The organism is Streptococcus sp. F0442, assembly GCF_000314795.2.
GTDB lineage: Bacteria > Bacillota > Bacilli > Lactobacillales > Streptococcaceae > Streptococcus.
Genome location: NZ_KB373315.1, coordinates 103,813 through 120,000 on the forward strand (window position 1 = coordinate 103,813; position 16,188 = coordinate 120,000).

The following is a 16,188-nucleotide window of genomic DNA, read 5'->3' on the forward strand; positions in this document are numbered from 1 at the left end:
CCGCCAGCTCGGTAGCGCTGCATAGCAGCGCAAGCCGCTGTGGTACTAAATTTTAAAGGAGAAAATTACAAAATGGGACGTAGTCTTAAAAAAGGGCCTTTCGTCGATGAGCATTTGATGAAAAAAGTTGAAGCTCAAGCAAACGACGAAAAGAAAAAAGTAATTAAAACTTGGTCACGTCGTTCAACGATCTTCCCAAGTTTCATCGGATACACTATCGCAGTTTATGATGGACGTAAACATGTACCTGTTTACATCCAAGAAGACATGGTAGGTCACAAGCTTGGTGAATTTGCACCAACTCGTACTTACAAAGGTCACGCGGCAGACGACAAGAAGACACGTAGAAAATAAGGAGAACATAAATGGCAGAAATTACTTCAGCTAAAGCAATGGCTCGTACAGTGCGTGTTTCACCTCGTAAATCACGTCTTGTTCTTGACAACATCCGTGGTAAAAGCGTAGCCGATGCCATCGCTATTTTGACATTCACACCAAACAAAGCTGCAGGGATCATCCTTAAAGTGTTGAACTCAGCAGTAGCAAACGCTGAAAACAACTTTGGTTTGGAAAAAGCTAACTTGGTAGTATCTGAAGCATTCGCAAACGAAGGACCAACTATGAAACGTTTCCGTCCACGTGCGAAAGGTTCAGCTTCACCAATCAACAAACGTACAGCTCACATCACAGTAGCTGTTGCAGAAAAATAAGGAGGTAAACTCGTGGGTCAAAAAGTACATCCAATTGGTATGCGTGTTGGTATCATCCGTGATTGGGATGCCAAATGGTATGCTGAAAAAGAATACGCGGATTACCTTCATGAAGATCTTGCAATCCGTAAATTCATTCAAAAAGAATTGGCTGACGCAGCCGTTTCAACTATTGAAATCGAACGCGCAGTAAACAAAGTTAACGTTTCACTTCACACTGCTAAACCAGGTATGGTTATCGGTAAAGGTGGAGCAAACGTTGATGCACTTCGTGCAGCTCTTAACAAATTGACTGGTAAACAAGTACACATCAACATCATTGAGATCAAACGTCCTGACTTGGATGCTCACCTTGTTGGTGAAGGAATTGCTCGTCAATTGGAACAACGTGTTGCTTTCCGTCGTGCACAAAAACAAGCGATCCAACGTGCTATGCGTGCTGGAGCTAAAGGAATCAAAACTCAAGTATCAGGTCGTTTGAACGGTGCAGATATTGCCCGTGCAGAAGGATACTCTGAAGGAACTGTTCCACTTCACACACTTCGCGCTGATATCGATTACGCTTGGGAAGAAGCAGACACTACTTACGGTAAACTTGGTGTTAAAGTATGGATCTACCGTGGTGAAGTTCTTCCAGCTCGTAAAGACGCTAAAGGAGGTAAATAACCAATGTTAGTACCTAAACGTGTAAAACACCGTCGCGAATTCCGTGGTAAAATGCGCGGTGAAGCAAAAGGTGGAAAAGAAGTAGCATTCGGTGAATACGGTCTTCAAGCTACAACTAGCCACTGGATCACAAACCGTCAAATCGAAGCTGCTCGTATCGCCATGACTCGTTACATGAAACGTGGTGGTAAAGTTTGGATTAAGATTTTCCCACACAAATCATACACCGCTAAAGCTATCGGGGTACGTATGGGATCTGGTAAAGGGGCTCCTGAAGGTTGGGTAGCACCAGTTAAACGTGGTAAAGTGATGTTCGAAATTGCTGGTGTATCTGAAGAGATCGCACGCGAAGCGCTTCGTCTTGCTAGCCACAAATTGCCAGTTAAAACTAAATTTGTGAAACGTGAAGCAGAATAAGGAGAGGTCATGAAACTTACAGAAGTAAAAGAATTTGTTAAAGAACTTCGTGGTCTTTCTCAAGAAGAACTCGCGAAGCGTGAAAATGAATTGAAGAAAGAATTGTTTGAACTTCGTTTCCAAGCGGCTGCTGGTCAATTGGAACAAACTGGACGTTTGAAAGAAGTGAAAAAACAAATCGCTCGTATCAAAACTGTTCAATCAGAAGCTAAATAATAGACTAGGGAAGGAGAATTTCAATGGAACGCAATAATCGTAAAGTTCTTGTTGGACGCGTTGTGTCTGACAAAATGGACAAAACAATCACAGTTGTAGTTGAAACTAAACGTAACCACCCAGTCTATGGTAAACGTATCAACTATTCTAAAAAATACAAAGCTCATGATGAAAACAATGTTGCTAAAGAAGGCGATATCGTTCGTATCATGGAAACTCGTCCGCTTTCAGCTACAAAACGCTTCCGTCTTGTAGAAGTCGTTGAAGAAGCGGTCATCATCTAATCATACCTGAAAGGAGAAAACGTAAATGATTCAAACAGAAACTCGTTTGAAAGTCGCTGACAACAGTGGCGCACGCGAAATCTTGACCATCAAAGTTCTTGGTGGTTCAAAACGTAAATTCGCGAGCATCGGAGATGTAATCGTTGCATCTGTAAAACAAGCTACTCCTGGTGGTGCGGTTAAGAAAGGTGACGTTGTAAAAGCTGTTATCGTTCGTACTAAATCAGGTGCTCGTCGTAAAGATGGTTCATACATCAAGTTCGACGAAAATGCAGCAGTGATCATCCGTGACGATAAAACTCCTCGCGGAACTCGTATCTTTGGCCCAGTTGCACGTGAATTGCGTGACGGTGGTTTCATGAAGATCGTATCACTTGCTCCAGAAGTACTTTAATCAATAAATAACAAACACAGTCCCCTGGCTTAGCCAGGGTGCCCATCGGGCGTAAGAATAAAAGGAGAAAGAAATGTTTGTAAAAAAAGGCGACAAAGTTCGCGTTATCGCTGGTAAAGACAAAGGCGTAGAAGCTGTTGTTCTTACTGCTCTTCCAAAAGTAAATAAAGTTGTTGTAGAAGGTGTAAATATCATCAAGAAACACCAACGTCCAAATAACGAAAACCCTCAAGGTGCTATCGTTGAAAAAGAAGCTCCAATTCATGCTTCTAACGTTCAAGTGTTGGACAAAAACGGTGTTGCTGGACGTGTTGGCTACAAATTTGTAGACGGCAAAAAAGTTCGCTACAACAAAAAATCAGGCGAAGTGCTTGACTAATCACGAAGGAAAGGAGAAGTATAATGGCTAATCGTTTAAAAGAAAAATACCTTAATGAAGTAGTACCATCATTGACTGAACAGTTCAACTATTCATCTGTTATGGCTGTGCCAAAAGTTGATAAAATTGTCTTGAACATGGGTGTTGGTGATGCAGTATCAAATGCTAAAAACCTTGAAAAAGCTGCTGAAGAGCTTGCTTTGATCTCGGGTCAAAAACCATTGATCACTAAGGCTAAAAAATCAATCGCCGGCTTCCGTCTTCGTGAAGGTGTTGCGATCGGTGCAAAAGTTACCCTTCGTGGTGAACGTATGTACGAATTCTTGGATAAATTGGTAACAGTTTCACTTCCACGTGTACGTGACTTCCATGGTGTCCCAACAAAATCATTTGATGGACGTGGAAACTACACACTTGGTGTGAAAGAACAATTGATCTTCCCAGAAATCAACTTTGATGATGTTGATAAAACTCGTGGTTTGGATATCGTAATCGTAACTACAGCGAACACAGACGAAGAATCACGTGCATTGCTTACTGGCCTCGGTATGCCGTTTGCAAAATAATATAGGAGGTAAAACTAATGGCTAAAAAATCTATGATTGCTAAGAACAAACGCCCAGCGAAGTTCTCTACTCAAGCATACACTCGCTGTGAACGTTGTGGACGTCCACACTCAGTTTACCGCAAGTTTAAACTTTGCCGTGTTTGCTTCCGTGAATTGGCATACAAAGGTCAAATCCCAGGTGTCACAAAAGCATCTTGGTAATAGTATGATACAAAGAGCGTAACAACCTCAGCAAAAATAGGAGATTTGGTGACGGAGCGGAGTTCCGAATCAAACCTAGCTTTTTTGCCCAGATTGTGGCTCGTGTTCAAATGAGTATATTCTCGTTTGCATGTATCAAAATTTTCTGAGCCTAGCTCAATCATTAACTAGCAAGTGCAACTTGCAAACTACTAGTAAGAGGAGAAATAAAAAATGGTTATGACTGACCCAATCGCAGACTTCCTTACACGTATTCGTAACGCTAACCAAGCAAAACACGAAGTACTTGAAGTGCCTGCATCAAACATCAAAAAAGGAATTGCTGAAATCCTTAAACGCGAAGGTTTTGTAAAAAACGTTGAATTCATCGAAGATGACAAACAAGGCATCATCCGTGTATTCTTGAAATACGGACAAAACGGTGAAAAAGTTATCACAAACTTGAAACGTGTATCAAAACCAGGTTTGCGTGTTTACAAAAAACGTGAAGATCTTCCAAAAGTTCTTAACGGACTTGGAATTGCTATCCTTTCAACTTCTGAAGGTTTGCTTACTGATAAAGAAGCACGCCAAAAGAATGTTGGTGGTGAGGTTATCGCTTACGTTTGGTAAAATCAAGATACAAAGCTCGTAAAGAACAAAGCAAAATTAGGAAGTTGGGGCAGTTTGTTTACAAACGAGCCAACTTATCTATTTTGCACAGTTCTTAGAGCGTGTTCAGTTTAGCTATTGAACTAAATAAGTATCTTAACCCCGTGAAAACTGGCCTTCAAAGGCCTGACAATTTAACAGGAGAATAAAAACATGTCACGTATTGGTAATAAAGTTATCGTGTTGCCTGCTGGTGTTGAACTCACTAACAATGACAACGTAGTAACTGTAAAAGGACCTAAAGGAGAACTTACTCGTGAGTTCTCAAAAGATATTGAAATCCGTGTGGAAGGTACTGAAGTAACTCTTCACCGTCCAAACGATTCAAAAGAAATGAAAACTATCCACGGAACTACTCGTGCCCTTTTGAACAACATGGTTGTTGGTGTATCAGAAGGATTCAAGAAAGAACTTGAAATGCGCGGGGTTGGTTACCGTGCACAACTTCAAGGAAATAAACTTGTCTTGGCTGTAGGTAAATCTCATCCAGATGAAGTTGAAGCTCCAGAAGGAATTACTTTTGAACTTCCAAACCCAACGACTATCGTTATCAGTGGAATTTCAAAAGAAGTAGTTGGTCAAACAGCTGCTTACGTACGTAGCCTTCGTTCACCAGAACCTTACAAAGGTAAAGGGATCCGTTACGTTGGTGAATTCGTTCGCCGTAAAGAAGGTAAAACAGGTAAATAATGTTGAGTGGTTGCTTATCAACCACCCACCTATTTTCCAACTCAGTGCTTAGCACATGATTTTAAAATTAAGAGGTGAAAATTGTGATTTCGAAACCAGATAAAAATAAAATCCGTCAAAAACGCCACCGTCGCGTTCGCGGAAAACTCTCTGGAACTGCTGATCGCCCACGTTTGAACGTATTCCGTTCTAATACAGGCATCTACGCTCAAGTAATTGATGACGTAGCGGGTGTAACGCTCGCAAGCGCTTCAACTCTTGACAAAGAAGTTTCTAAAGGAACTAAAACTGAACAAGCCGTTGTTGTCGGCAAACTTGTTGCTGAACGTGCAGTTGCTAAAGGTATTTCTGAAGTGGTGTTCGACCGCGGTGGATATCTATATCACGGACGTGTTAAAGCTTTGGCTGATGCAGCTCGTGAAAACGGATTGAAATTCTAATAGGAGGACACTAGAAAATGGCATTTAAAGACAATGCAGTTGAACTTGAAGAACGCGTAGTTGCCATCAACCGTGTTACAAAAGTTGTTAAAGGTGGACGTCGTCTTCGCTTTGCAGCTCTTGTAGTTGTTGGTGACCGTAACGGACGTGTTGGTTTTGGTACAGGTAAAGCTCAAGAAGTACCAGAAGCAATCCGTAAAGCAGTAGAAGATGCTAAGAAAAACTTGATTGAAGTTCCTATGGTTGGAACAACAATTCCTCACGAAGTAACATCAGTATTTGGTGGAGCTCGTGTATTGTTGAAACCAGCTATCGAAGGGGCTGGGGTTGCTGCAGGTGGTGCAGTTCGTGCCGTTGTCGAATTGGCAGGTATTGCAGATGTAACATCTAAATCACTTGGATCAAACACTCCAATCAACATTGTTCGTGCAACAGTGGAAGGATTAGCTCAATTGAAACGCGCTGAAGAAGTTGCTGCCCTTCGTGGTATTTCAGTTTCTGACTTGGCTTAAGAAAGGAGATTCAAATGGCTCAAATTAAAATTACTTTGACTAAGTCTCCAATCGGACGCATCCCGTCACAACGTAAAACTGTTGTAGCACTTGGACTTGGCAAATTGAACAGCTCTGTTATTAAAGAAGATAACCCAGCAGTACGTGGAATGATCACTGCAGTATCTCACTTGGTAACAGTTGAAGAAGTAAAATAATCTATTTATAATAGAAAAAGGTTTTCAGGGGTATGGGAAGTTTCTCATCCCCTAAAACTAAATATAAGTATAGGCGAGTTTGTAGTCGGGACACCTTTTCCTGATTGCATGCGTTAGCAATTTACAAAAGAGGAGAAAATAAATAATGAAACTTCATGAATTACAACCTGCTACAGGTTCACGTAAAGTCCGCAACCGTGTTGGTCGTGGTACTTCATCTGGTAATGGTAAAACTTCTGGCCGTGGTCAAAAAGGTCAAAAAGCTCGTAGCGGTGGCGGTGTACGTCTTGGTTTTGAAGGTGGACAAACTCCATTGTTCCGTCGTCTTCCAAAACGTGGATTTACAAACATCAACGCTAAAGAATATGCGATTGTAAACCTTGATCAATTGAACGCCTTTGACGATGGTGCCGAAGTAACTCCAGTAGTACTTGTTGAATCAGGAATTGTAAAAGCTGAAAAATCAGGTATCAAAATTCTTGGTAACGGAGAATTGACTAAGAAGTTGACTGTAAAAGCAGCTAAATTCTCTAAATCAGCTGAAGAAGCTATCACTGCTAAAGGTGGTTCAGTTGAAGTCATCTAAGTGAGGTGACCTATGTTTTTAAAATTATTAAAAGATGCATTTAAAGTAAAACAAGTACGTTCAAAGATCTTATTTACAATCTTTATCATTCTTGTTTTCCGCATTGGAACCACGATTACAGTGCCTGGTGTAAATGCGAAAATTTTGAATAGCCTTCAAGATGTGTCCTTCTTGAACATGCTCAGTTTAGTTTCTGGGAATGCTATGAGGAACTTCTCAGTTTTCGCTTTAGGGGTTAGCCCATACATCACAGCTTCCATCGTTGTGCAACTTTTACAAATGGATCTGTTACCTAAGTTTGTCGAATGGGGCAAACAGGGGGAAGTTGGTCGAAGAAAGCTAAATCAAGCAACACGATACATCGCCTTGCTTTTAGCCTTTGTCCAATCCATTGGGATTACAGCGACTTTCCATACGTTGTCTCAAGCGAAATTGGTAGCTACTCCAAATACCAAGACCTATCTTTTGATCGGTGCCATTCTAACGACTGGTTCAATGATTGTCACTTGGCTCGGAGAGCAAATCTCCGATAAAGGATACGGAAATGGTGTTTCAATGATTATCTTTGCAGGGATTGTGTCATCGATTCCGGAGATGATCAAAGAAATCTATGAAAATGCATTTGTAAATGTTCGCTCTGGTCAATTGACCAATTCACTTATCTTTGTTGGAGTATTAATCCTTGCTATCTTGGTCATTGTTTACTTTACAACCTTTGTAGAGCAAGCTCAATACAAGATTCCAATCCAATATACAAAGATTGCCCAAGGAGCTCCATCAAGTTCTTACCTACCTTTAAAAGTTAACCCAGCGGGAGTTATCCCAGTTATCTTTGCTAGTTCGATTACAGCAGCACCTGCTGCAATTTTTCAAGTCATTAGCGCCATGGGTTATAATGCAGGATGGGTGAAAACAGCACAAGCCATGTTGGCTACAAACACACCTACGGGTGTTGCTATGTACGCCTTACTGATCATTCTATTTACATTCTTCTATACGTTTGTTCAGATCAATCCTGAAAAAACGGCAGAAAACCTTCAAAAGAGCGGTGCCTATATTCCAGGTGTTCGCCCAGGTAAGGGAACAGAAGAATTTATGTCTCGCTTGCTACGTCGTTTAGCATGTGTTGGATCAGTATTCCTTGGCTTTATTACCATCATTCCAATCTTAGCTCGTGATGTATTTGGTTTAACAGATGCGGTTGCTCTTGGAGGAACGAGTTTGTTAATCATTATTTCAACAGGTATTGAAGGAATGAAACAATTGGAAGGCTACTTATTAAAACGTAAGTATGTCGGATTTATGGACACAACAACAGAATAGAATAAGGTTGACTTTGTCAGCCTTCTATTTTGTTTTTAAATGGAAATAGGAATTTGCTCCTGCTTCCATTTAAAAACAAAATAAGGAGGATTCATCATGAATCTTTTAATTATGGGATTGCCTGGAGCAGGTAAGGGGACCCAAGCAGCGAAAATCGTGGAAGAGTTTCACGTAGCGCATATTTCTACCGGTGATATGTTCCGCGCAGCAATGGCTAACCAAACTGAAATGGGTGTATTGGCAAAATCATTCATCGACAAAGGTGAATTGGTGCCAGATGATGTGACAAACGGGATTGTAAAAGAACGTTTGGCTCAAGACGACATTAAGGAAAAAGGATTCCTTTTGGATGGTTTTCCTCGCACGATCGAACAAGCTCATGCCTTGGATCAAATCTTGGTTGATCTTGGTTTGGAGCTTGAGGGAGTAATCAATATCGAAGTGGATCCATCTTGCCTTCTTGAACGCTTGAGTGGTCGTATTATTCACCGCGAAACAGGTGAAACTTACCATAAAGTATTCAACCCACCAGCTGACTACAAGGAAGAAGACTATTACCAACGTGAAGATGACAAACCAGAAACAGTGAAACGCCGCTTGGATGTGAATATTGCTCAAGGTGAGCCGATTCTTGCTCATTATCGTGGAAAAGGATTGGTACATGATATTGAAGGAAATCAAGACATCAACGACGTCTTCAAAGATATCCAAAAAGTCTTAGAGAATTTGAAATAAAAACGTTTTAGTCACTTGCAATATTTGACAACAAGTGTTACAATTAGTTAGTCTGACTTATAATTGTTACCTCTGTGCTCAGAGGAATGAATCGAAATTTATGGAGGTACTTTTGCGTGGCAAAAGACGATGTGATTGAAGTAGAAGGCAAAGTAGTCGATACAATGCCGAATGCTATGTTTACGGTTGAACTTGAAAATGGACATCAGATTTTAGCAACAGTTTCTGGTAAAATTCGTAAAAACTATATTCGTATTTTAGCGGGAGATCGTGTTACAGTGGAGATGAGTCCGTACGATTTGACACGTGGACGTATCACATACCGCTTTAAATAATCGAAAAACTTGGAGGGATAAAAATGAAAGTAAGACCATCGGTCAAACCAATTTGCGAATACTGTAAAGTAATTCGTCGTAATGGTCGTGTTATGGTAATTTGCCCAGCAAATCCAAAACACAAACAACGTCAAGGATAAGATAGAAAGGAGAAAACATGGCTCGTATTGCTGGAGTTGACATTCCAAATGACAAACGTGTAGTAATTTCATTGACTTATGTATACGGTATTGGACTTCCAACATCTAAGAAAATTCTTGCTGCTGCAGGCGTTTCTGAAGATATTCGTGTTCGTGACCTTACACCAGATCAAGAAGATGCTATCCGTCGTGAAGTTGACGCAATTAAAGTTGAAGGTGACCTTCGTCGTGAAGTAAACTTGAACATCAAACGTTTGATGGAAATCGGTTCATACCGTGGTATCCGTCACCGTCGTGGACTTCCAGTTCGTGGACAAAACACTAAAAACAATGCTCGCACTCGTAAAGGTAAAGCTGTTGCGATTGCAGGTAAGAAAAAATAAAATAAAATAAGGAGGTAAAAATCTTGGCTAAACCAACACGTAAACGTCGTGTGAAAAAGAATATCGAATCTGGTATTGCTCATATTCACGCTACATTTAACAACACAATTGTTATGATTACTGATGTGCATGGTAACGCAATCGCTTGGTCATCTGCAGGTGCACTTGGATTCAAAGGTTCTCGTAAATCTACACCATTTGCTGCTCAAATGGCTTCAGAAGCTGCTGCGAAATCTGCTCAAGAACATGGACTTAAATCTGTTGAAGTAACTGTTAAAGGTCCTGGTTCAGGTCGTGAGTCTGCTATTCGTGCACTTGCTGCTGCTGGTCTTGAAGTAACTGCAATCCGCGATGTAACTCCTGTACCACACAATGGTGCTCGTCCTCCAAAACGTCGCCGTGTATAATCATCAACAATTACACAGCTTTTCGTTTAAGAGGGAGTATAGCAAATGATTGAGTTTGAAAAACCAAATATAACAAAAATTGATGAAAATAAAGATTATGGCGTATTTGTAGTAGAGCCACTTGAACGTGGTTATGGTACAACGCTTGGAAACTCACTTCGTCGTGTACTTCTAGCTTCACTTCCAGGTGCAGCTGTCACTTCAATCAACATTGAAGGTGTACTCCACGAATTTGATACCGTTCCAGGAGTCCGTGAAGACGTTATGCAAATTATTCTTAACGTTAAAGGAATCGCTGTTAAGTCTTACGTCCAAGACGAAAAGATTATTGAACTTGATGTAGAAGGACCTGCAGAAATTACTGCTGGTGATATTCTTACAGATAGTGACATCGAAATTGTAAACCCTGATCATTATCTATTTACAATCGGAGAAGGAGCATCTTTGAAAGCAACGCTTACTGTAAACAGTGGACGTGGCTATGTTCCAGCTGATCAAAACAAAAAAGATGATGCACCAGTGGGCACACTTGCTGTAGATTCAATCTATACGCCAGTGACAAAAGTCAATTACCAAGTTGAACCAGCTCGCGTTGGTAGCAACGATGGATTTGACAAGCTAACCCTTGAAATTTTGACAAATGGGACAATTATTCCAGAAGATGCCTTAGGTTTGTCTGCTCGTATTTTGACAGAACACCTTAATCTATTTACAAACTTGACTGAAATTGCTATTGCAACAGATGTCATGAAGGAAGTAGATACAACTTCTGATGATCGCATTTTAGAACGTACCATCGAAGAATTAGATCTTTCAGTTCGTTCATACAACTGTTTGAAACGTGCTGGCATTAATACTGTTTACGATTTGACTGAAAAATCTGAAGCAGAAATGATGAAAGTTCGTAACTTGGGACGTAAGAGTCTTGAGGAAGTTAAAATCAAACTTGCCGACTTAGGCCTTGGGTTAAAAAACGATAAATAGAGGAGGAATACATGGCTTACCGTAAACTAGGACGCACTAGCTCACAACGTAAAGCAATGCTTCGCGATTTGACTACAGATCTTATCATCAATGAAGCAATTGTAACAACTGAAGCACGTGCAAAAGAAATCCGTAAATCAGTTGAAAAAATGATTACTTTGGGTAAACGTGGTGATTTGCATGCACGTCGTCAAGCTGCTGCATTCGTACGTAACGAAGTTGCATCACAAAACTTTGATGAAGAAACAGGTAAATATTCAGAAACAACTGCACTTCAAAAATTGTTCTCTGAATTAGCACCTCGTTATGCTGAGCGCAATGGTGGATATACTCGTATCCTTAAAACTGAACCACGTCGTGGGGATGCTTCGCCAATGGCTATCATCGAATTGGTATAATATCATCAATTTTGTTGAGTGTTATGATGATGGAATACATTGTTATTCTTAGTCTAGCTCTGGTCTACCGCTGGGGGTTTTCCCCAGCGGGAACACTCATCATACTAGATGAAATAGTAGACGCTTGTTTACGAAATTGCTTTAAATTAAAACAATTTCGTAAGCAGGCGTTTTGTTTTTTGTTTTCATCAGTAGTCTATAAAAACAAAAAATGATATAATGAAAGCCATATCTTAAAAAGAAGAAACGGATTCAATGACAAAACAACAAGCAATCAAATTACTAAAAGATAAATACCTAAGTAACATGAAAGAAAGCACTGAACTCTTTGTTGGCGTCGAGTTAGAGTTTCCAATCGTAGAAATAAATGGAAACAAAACAAATATTGAAGTAACGAAAAAATTATTTCAAACCTTAGCAGATTTTCCTGAATTTGAGATCGAAAAAAAAGATCAAGACAATAACCCTATACAATTAGTTCATATAGCATCAAAAGATCGCATCTTATTTGAATTAAGTTACAATACAATTGAATTTGCATTTGAGAGAGCTCATTCTATTCGTGAGGTTGCTGAACGCTTTGATTCCTATTTAAGTGTGATACAACCCATTTTACGAGAGGATAACCATGAAATCCAAGGGAAAGGAATCCATCCTCAGTGGAAAGAAAACGATAATCGTCCGGTGAAAATTGAACGATACAAAATGTTGATGGCTTTTCTTGCAATGAAAGACACAGAGATGCAAACCCACTGCTATCCTTCATATGGAGCCTTTATTTGCGGAAACCAAGTTCAATTGGATGTTAGGCGAGATAATTATCTTCGGATCATTAATGCTTTTAATAAAATTGAAGCAGCAAAGGCTTACTTGTTTTCAAATTCAGAATTCATAGAAGAAGAATGGGATACAAGAGTCGCAAGAGATATTTTCTGGGAAAAATCATTGCATGGGTATTTTAAAGAAAATGTGGGCGTATATCCACAGGACTACAAAAACGAAGAAGATTTTTTTCATCATCTTTCTAAAACAGCTATCTTTACCGCTATACGGGAAAACAAATCCCTTTATTTTAAACCAATTCGAGTTGAAAACTATCTAGAAAAAAGGGAAATAAAGGCCTATACAGCTGATGGAGTAGAAGTTATCATCACACCATTAGAAGAGGATCTAAAACACCATCGAAGTTACCAATTTCAAGATCTGACAGCACGGGGAACGATAGAGTTTAGAAGTGTCTGTACTCAAGCATTAGAAAGGACATTTGCGCCAATAGCATTCGAATTAGGCCTATTCGTTCAGTTAGAGAAACTAGAAAACTATTTAGAGACCTGTCCATTTTTTGCAACGGAAGGAACAAACTATCGAGAGCTCCGAAAAAAATATTCAAAGAAAAAATTAAGTGAAAAAGAAACGGAAAGTATTAAAAAGTTTTCAAAAGATCTTATTGAAATATCTAAAGCAGGATTATTAGAAAGAGAATATGGTGAAGGACAATACTTATTGATTAATAAGGAGATAGATTGAGATAAAAAGCTTGTGTTTACAGGTTTTTTTCTTTTTACAATTTATCATTTTAAAAAAACTTTCAAAAAAGTAAAATTTTTTAAAAAAGTTATTGACAAGAGATCGTGTACGTGATATACTAATATAGTTGTCGCGAGAGAGCGACAAAGACCTTTGAAAACTGAACAAGACGAACCAATGTGCAGGGCGCTATAACGGAAGTTATAGTAACTGAACAATAAAAAAACAATAAATCTGTCAGTGACAGAATGAGTTTAAGACAAACAATTATTTTAATGAGAGTTTGATCCTGGCTCAGGATGAACGCTGGCGGCGTGCCTAATACATGCAAGTAGAACGCTGAAGCTTGGTGCTTGCACCGAGCGGATGAGTTGCGAACGGGTGAGTAACGCGTAGGTAACCTGCCTGGTAGCGGGGGATAACTATTGGAAACGATAGCTAATACCGCATAACAGTAGATATTGCATGATATCTGCTTGAAAGGGGCAATTGCTCCACTACCAGATGGACCTGCGTTGTATTAGCTAGTTGGTGAGGTAACGGCTCACCAAGGCGACGATACATAGCCGACCTGAGAGGGTGATCGGCCACACTGGGACTGAGACACGGCCCAGACTCCTACGGGAGGCAGCAGTAGGGAATCTTCGGCAATGGACGGAAGTCTGACCGAGCAACGCCGCGTGAGTGAAGAAGGTTTTCGGATCGTAAAGCTCTGTTGTAAGAGAAGAACGAGTGTGAGAGTGGAAAGTTCACACTGTGACGGTAACTTACCAGAAAGGGACGGCTAACTACGTGCCAGCAGCCGCGGTAATACGTAGGTCCCGAGCGTTATCCGGATTTATTGGGCGTAAAGCGAGCGCAGGCGGTTAGATAAGTCTGAAGTTAAAGGCTGTGGCTTAACCATAGTACGCTTTGGAAACTGTTTAACTTGAGTGCAGAAGGGGAGAGTGGAATTCCATGTGTAGCGGTGAAATGCGTAGATATATGGAGGAACACCGGTGGCGAAAGCGGCTCTCTGGTCTGTAACTGACGCTGAGGCTCGAAAGCGTGGGGAGCAAACAGGATTAGATACCCTGGTAGTCCACGCCGTAAACGATGAGTGCTAGGTGTTGGGTCCTTTCCGGGACTCAGTGCCGCAGCTAACGCATTAAGCACTCCGCCTGGGGAGTACGACCGCAAGGTTGAAACTCAAAGGAATTGACGGGGGCCCGCACAAGCGGTGGAGCATGTGGTTTAATTCGAAGCAACGCGAAGAACCTTACCAGGTCTTGACATCCCTCTGACCGCTCTAGAGATAGAGTTTTCCTTCGGGACAGAGGTGACAGGTGGTGCATGGTTGTCGTCAGCTCGTGTCGTGAGATGTTGGGTTAAGTCCCGCAACGAGCGCAACCCCTATTGTTAGTTGCCATCATTGAGTTGGGCACTCTAGCGAGACTGCCGGTAATAAACCGGAGGAAGGTGGGGATGACGTCAAATCATCATGCCCCTTATGACCTGGGCTACACACGTGCTACAATGGCTGGGACAACGAGTCGCAAGTCGGTGACGGCAAGCTAATCTCTTAAAGCCAGTCTCAGTTCGGATTGTAGGCTGCAACTCGCCTACATGAAGTCGGAATCGCTAGTAATCGCGGATCAGCACGCCGCGGTGAATACGTTCCCGGGCCTTGTACACACCGCCCGTCACACCACGAGAGTTTGTAACACCCGAAGTCGGTGAGGTAACCTTTTAGGAGCCAGCCGCCTAAGGTGGGATAGATGATTGGGGTGAAGTCGTAACAAGGTAGCCGTATCGGAAGGTGCGGCTGGATCACCTCCTTTCTAAGGAAATGGAAGCCTGTACGTTGGTCTTGTTTAGTTTTGAGAGGTCTTGTGGGGCCTTAGCTCAGCTGGGAGAGCGCCTGCTTTGCACGCAGGAGGTCAGCGGTTCGATCCCGCTAGGCTCCATTAACACTTAAGGGTGTTAAGCTTGAACATTGAAAATTGAATATCTATATCAAATAGTAACAAGAAAATAAACCGAAACGCTGTAAATATTTAAAGAGTTTAGGTCGCAAGACCAAAAATAAGGTTAAGTTAATAAGGGCGCACGGTGGATGCCTTGGCACTAGAAGCCGAAGAAGGACGTGACAAACGACGAAATGCTTTGGGGAGCTGTAAGTAAGCGACGATCCAGAGATGTCCGAATGGGGGAACCCAACAGGTAATGCCTGTTACCCATATCTGTTAAGGATATGAGGAGGAAGACGCAGTGAACTGAAACATCTAAGTAGCTGCAGGAAGAGAAAGCAAAAGCGATTGCCTTAGTAGCGGCGAGCGAAACGGCAGGAGGGCAAACCGAAGAGTTTACTCTTCGGGGTTGTAGGACTGCAATGTGGACTTAAAGATTATAGAAGAATGACATGGGAAGGTCAGCCAAAGAGAGTAAGAGCCTCGTATTCGAAATAGTCTTTATACCTAGCAGTATCCTGAGTACGGCGAGACACGTGGAATCTCGTCGGAATCTGGGAGGACCATCTCCCAACCCTAAATACTCTCTAGTGACCGATAGTGAACCAGTACCGTGAGGGAAAGGTGAAAAGCACCCCGGGAGGGGAGTGAAATAGAACCTGAAACCGTGTGCCTACAACAAGTTCGAGCCCGTTAATGGGTGAGAGCGTGCCTTTTGTAGAATGAACCGGCGAGTTACGATATGATGCGAGGTTAAGTTGAAGAGACGGAGCCGTAGGGAAACCGAGTCTGAACAGGGCGCAATAGTATTATGTCGTAGACCCGAAACCATGTGACCTACCCATGAGCAGGTTGAAGGTGAGGTAAAACTCACTGGAGGACCGAACCAGGGCACGTTGAAAAGTGCTTGGATGACTTGTGGGTAGCGGAGAAATTCCAAACGAACTTGGAGATAGCTGGTTCTCTCCGAAATAGCTTTAGGGCTAGCGTCGACATTAAGATTCTTGGAGGTAGAGCACTGTTTGGGTGAGGGGTCCATCCCGGATTACCAATCTCAGATAAACTCCGAATGCCAATGAATTATGGTCGGCAGTCA

At 41.5% G+C, this 16,188-nt stretch carries 25 protein-coding genes, 1 tRNA gene and 2 rRNA genes (1 of these 28 only partly in view); all 28 read left to right on the plus strand.

Going from position 1 to position 16,188, the window contains the following annotated elements; all coding sequences use genetic code 11:
* The first annotated feature begins 72 nt into the window (after positions 1–72).
* The gene (rpsS, locus tag HMPREF9186_RS06870; RefSeq protein ID WP_000533766.1) at positions 73–354 is read left to right on the plus strand and encodes a 30S ribosomal protein S19; all 282 of its coding nucleotides are present in this window, start codon (positions 73–75) and stop codon (positions 352–354) included.
* A gap of 11 nt (positions 355–365) precedes the next feature.
* The gene (gene rplV, locus HMPREF9186_RS06875) at positions 366–710 is read left to right on the plus strand and encodes a 50S ribosomal protein L22 (protein ID WP_000818139.1); all 345 of its coding nucleotides are present in this window, start codon (positions 366–368) and stop codon (positions 708–710) included.
* A 12-nt stretch (positions 711–722) separates the two neighbouring features.
* Positions 723–1,376, plus strand: coding sequence for a 30S ribosomal protein S3 (gene rpsC / locus HMPREF9186_RS06880; RefSeq protein WP_003002336.1), 654 nt, complete (start codon positions 723–725; stop codon positions 1,374–1,376).
* A 3-nt stretch (positions 1,377–1,379) separates the two neighbouring features.
* Positions 1,380–1,793, plus strand: coding sequence for a 50S ribosomal protein L16 (gene rplP / locus HMPREF9186_RS06885; RefSeq protein WP_000960947.1), 414 nt, complete (start codon positions 1,380–1,382; stop codon positions 1,791–1,793).
* 9 nt (positions 1,794–1,802) lie between these two features.
* Positions 1,803–2,009: a 50S ribosomal protein L29 gene (gene rpmC, locus HMPREF9186_RS06890; RefSeq protein WP_003002350.1), complete on the plus strand. Its 207-nt coding sequence runs from the start codon at positions 1,803–1,805 to the stop codon at positions 2,007–2,009.
* A gap of 23 nt (positions 2,010–2,032) precedes the next feature.
* Entirely contained in the window at positions 2,033–2,293 is a 261-nt protein-coding gene (gene rpsQ, locus HMPREF9186_RS06895) for a 30S ribosomal protein S17 (RefSeq protein ID WP_000440801.1), read from the plus strand.
* A gap of 25 nt (positions 2,294–2,318) precedes the next feature.
* Positions 2,319–2,687, plus strand: a complete 369-nt coding sequence (gene rplN / locus HMPREF9186_RS06900) for a 50S ribosomal protein L14 (protein ID WP_003002384.1) — start codon at positions 2,319–2,321, stop codon at positions 2,685–2,687.
* Positions 2,688–2,760: 73 nt separating this feature from the next.
* A complete protein-coding gene (rplX, locus tag HMPREF9186_RS06905; RefSeq protein ID WP_003002315.1) occupies positions 2,761–3,066 on the plus strand; it encodes a 50S ribosomal protein L24 in 306 nt (101 codons plus the stop codon).
* Positions 3,067–3,089: 23 nt separating this feature from the next.
* On the plus strand, positions 3,090–3,632 hold the full coding sequence (gene rplE / locus HMPREF9186_RS06910; RefSeq protein ID WP_003009606.1) for a 50S ribosomal protein L5: 543 nt from the start codon (positions 3,090–3,092) through the stop codon (positions 3,630–3,632).
* 17 nt (positions 3,633–3,649) lie between these two features.
* Positions 3,650–3,835: a type Z 30S ribosomal protein S14 gene (locus tag HMPREF9186_RS06915; RefSeq protein ID WP_001085699.1), complete on the plus strand. Its 186-nt coding sequence runs from the start codon at positions 3,650–3,652 to the stop codon at positions 3,833–3,835.
* A 213-nt stretch (positions 3,836–4,048) separates the two neighbouring features.
* The gene (gene rpsH / locus HMPREF9186_RS06920) at positions 4,049–4,447 is read left to right on the plus strand and encodes a 30S ribosomal protein S8 (RefSeq protein ID WP_003010897.1); all 399 of its coding nucleotides are present in this window, start codon (positions 4,049–4,051) and stop codon (positions 4,445–4,447) included.
* 192 nt (positions 4,448–4,639) lie between these two features.
* Positions 4,640–5,176 (plus strand): 50S ribosomal protein L6, encoded by a 537-nt coding sequence (rplF, locus tag HMPREF9186_RS06925; protein WP_009732027.1) that lies wholly within the window; start codon positions 4,640–4,642, stop codon positions 5,174–5,176.
* Between the two features lie 83 nt (positions 5,177–5,259).
* Complete coding sequence (rplR, locus tag HMPREF9186_RS06930; protein ID WP_003010871.1) at positions 5,260–5,616, plus strand: 50S ribosomal protein L18; 357 nt, start codon at positions 5,260–5,262, stop codon at positions 5,614–5,616.
* Positions 5,617–5,633: 17 nt separating this feature from the next.
* On the plus strand, positions 5,634–6,128 hold the full coding sequence (gene rpsE / locus HMPREF9186_RS06935; protein ID WP_006595182.1) for a 30S ribosomal protein S5: 495 nt from the start codon (positions 5,634–5,636) through the stop codon (positions 6,126–6,128).
* Positions 6,129–6,142: 14 nt separating this feature from the next.
* Positions 6,143–6,325, plus strand: coding sequence for a 50S ribosomal protein L30 (gene rpmD / locus HMPREF9186_RS06940; RefSeq protein WP_002894509.1), 183 nt, complete (start codon positions 6,143–6,145; stop codon positions 6,323–6,325).
* A gap of 145 nt (positions 6,326–6,470) precedes the next feature.
* The gene (gene rplO, locus HMPREF9186_RS06945) at positions 6,471–6,911 is read left to right on the plus strand and encodes a 50S ribosomal protein L15 (RefSeq protein ID WP_009732028.1); all 441 of its coding nucleotides are present in this window, start codon (positions 6,471–6,473) and stop codon (positions 6,909–6,911) included.
* 12 nt (positions 6,912–6,923) lie between these two features.
* Positions 6,924–8,234: a preprotein translocase subunit SecY gene (gene secY, locus HMPREF9186_RS06950; protein WP_009732029.1), complete on the plus strand. Its 1,311-nt coding sequence runs from the start codon at positions 6,924–6,926 to the stop codon at positions 8,232–8,234.
* A 96-nt stretch (positions 8,235–8,330) separates the two neighbouring features.
* Entirely contained in the window at positions 8,331–8,969 is a 639-nt protein-coding gene (locus tag HMPREF9186_RS06955; RefSeq protein ID WP_009732030.1) for an adenylate kinase, read from the plus strand.
* 116 nt (positions 8,970–9,085) lie between these two features.
* Positions 9,086–9,304, plus strand: a complete 219-nt coding sequence (gene infA, locus HMPREF9186_RS06960; RefSeq protein WP_001029883.1) for a translation initiation factor IF-1 — start codon at positions 9,086–9,088, stop codon at positions 9,302–9,304.
* A gap of 23 nt (positions 9,305–9,327) precedes the next feature.
* Positions 9,328–9,444 (plus strand): 50S ribosomal protein L36, encoded by a 117-nt coding sequence (gene rpmJ, locus HMPREF9186_RS11195; protein WP_001808836.1) that lies wholly within the window; start codon positions 9,328–9,330, stop codon positions 9,442–9,444.
* Between the two features lie 17 nt (positions 9,445–9,461).
* Positions 9,462–9,827, plus strand: a complete 366-nt coding sequence (rpsM, locus tag HMPREF9186_RS06965) for a 30S ribosomal protein S13 (RefSeq protein ID WP_003009631.1) — start codon at positions 9,462–9,464, stop codon at positions 9,825–9,827.
* A 23-nt stretch (positions 9,828–9,850) separates the two neighbouring features.
* Complete coding sequence (gene rpsK / locus HMPREF9186_RS06970) at positions 9,851–10,234, plus strand: 30S ribosomal protein S11 (protein WP_001118385.1); 384 nt, start codon at positions 9,851–9,853, stop codon at positions 10,232–10,234.
* Positions 10,235–10,279: 45 nt separating this feature from the next.
* On the plus strand, positions 10,280–11,218 hold the full coding sequence (locus HMPREF9186_RS06975; protein ID WP_009732031.1) for a DNA-directed RNA polymerase subunit alpha: 939 nt from the start codon (positions 10,280–10,282) through the stop codon (positions 11,216–11,218).
* Between the two features lie 11 nt (positions 11,219–11,229).
* Positions 11,230–11,616: a 50S ribosomal protein L17 gene (gene rplQ, locus HMPREF9186_RS06980; RefSeq protein ID WP_009732032.1), complete on the plus strand. Its 387-nt coding sequence runs from the start codon at positions 11,230–11,232 to the stop codon at positions 11,614–11,616.
* 255 nt (positions 11,617–11,871) lie between these two features.
* Complete coding sequence (locus HMPREF9186_RS06985) at positions 11,872–13,143, plus strand: hypothetical protein (RefSeq protein ID WP_009732033.1); 1,272 nt, start codon at positions 11,872–11,874, stop codon at positions 13,141–13,143.
* 271 nt (positions 13,144–13,414) lie between these two features.
* Positions 13,415–14,963: ribosomal RNA gene (locus HMPREF9186_RS06990) — 16S ribosomal RNA — on the plus strand.
* A 53-nt stretch (positions 14,964–15,016) separates the two neighbouring features.
* Positions 15,017–15,089, plus strand: a tRNA-Ala gene (locus HMPREF9186_RS06995).
* 122 nt (positions 15,090–15,211) lie between these two features.
* A 23S ribosomal RNA gene (locus HMPREF9186_RS07000) occupies positions 15,212–16,188 on the plus strand (it continues 1,925 nt past the right edge of the window).
* Together the 16S and 23S rRNA genes with 1 tRNA gene alongside form the textbook arrangement of a ribosomal RNA operon.

Bases quoted from the DNA above. Each gene is read 5' to 3' on its own strand.
- rpsM (WP_003009631.1), top strand. From the start codon at position 9,462: ATGGCTCGTATTGCTGGAGTTGACATTCCAAATGACAAACGTGTAGTA.
- rplO (WP_009732028.1), top strand. From the start codon at position 6,471: ATGAAACTTCATGAATTACAACCTGCTACAGGTTCACGTAAAGTCCGC.
- rpmJ (WP_001808836.1), top strand. From the start codon at position 9,328: ATGAAAGTAAGACCATCGGTCAAACCAATTTGCGAATACTGTAAAGTA.
- HMPREF9186_RS06915 (WP_001085699.1), top strand. From the start codon at position 3,650: ATGGCTAAAAAATCTATGATTGCTAAGAACAAACGCCCAGCGAAGTTC.
- rpmD (WP_002894509.1), top strand. From the start codon at position 6,143: ATGGCTCAAATTAAAATTACTTTGACTAAGTCTCCAATCGGACGCATC.
- rplF (WP_009732027.1), top strand. From the start codon at position 4,640: ATGTCACGTATTGGTAATAAAGTTATCGTGTTGCCTGCTGGTGTTGAA.
- rpsS (WP_000533766.1), top strand. From the start codon at position 73: ATGGGACGTAGTCTTAAAAAAGGGCCTTTCGTCGATGAGCATTTGATG.
- HMPREF9186_RS06985 (WP_009732033.1), top strand. From the start codon at position 11,872: ATGACAAAACAACAAGCAATCAAATTACTAAAAGATAAATACCTAAGT.
- rplQ (WP_009732032.1), top strand. From the start codon at position 11,230: ATGGCTTACCGTAAACTAGGACGCACTAGCTCACAACGTAAAGCAATG.
- rplN (WP_003002384.1), top strand. From the start codon at position 2,319: ATGATTCAAACAGAAACTCGTTTGAAAGTCGCTGACAACAGTGGCGCA.
- rplV (WP_000818139.1), top strand. From the start codon at position 366: ATGGCAGAAATTACTTCAGCTAAAGCAATGGCTCGTACAGTGCGTGTT.
- HMPREF9186_RS06955 (WP_009732030.1), top strand. From the start codon at position 8,331: ATGAATCTTTTAATTATGGGATTGCCTGGAGCAGGTAAGGGGACCCAA.
- rplX (WP_003002315.1), top strand. From the start codon at position 2,761: ATGTTTGTAAAAAAAGGCGACAAAGTTCGCGTTATCGCTGGTAAAGAC.
- rplE (WP_003009606.1), top strand. From the start codon at position 3,090: ATGGCTAATCGTTTAAAAGAAAAATACCTTAATGAAGTAGTACCATCA.
- rpsQ (WP_000440801.1), top strand. From the start codon at position 2,033: ATGGAACGCAATAATCGTAAAGTTCTTGTTGGACGCGTTGTGTCTGAC.
- secY (WP_009732029.1), top strand. From the start codon at position 6,924: ATGTTTTTAAAATTATTAAAAGATGCATTTAAAGTAAAACAAGTACGT.
- rplP (WP_000960947.1), top strand. From the start codon at position 1,380: ATGTTAGTACCTAAACGTGTAAAACACCGTCGCGAATTCCGTGGTAAA.
- rpsE (WP_006595182.1), top strand. From the start codon at position 5,634: ATGGCATTTAAAGACAATGCAGTTGAACTTGAAGAACGCGTAGTTGCC.
- rpsH (WP_003010897.1), top strand. From the start codon at position 4,049: ATGGTTATGACTGACCCAATCGCAGACTTCCTTACACGTATTCGTAAC.
- rpmC (WP_003002350.1), top strand. From the start codon at position 1,803: ATGAAACTTACAGAAGTAAAAGAATTTGTTAAAGAACTTCGTGGTCTT.
- HMPREF9186_RS06975 (WP_009732031.1), top strand. From the start codon at position 10,280: ATGATTGAGTTTGAAAAACCAAATATAACAAAAATTGATGAAAATAAA.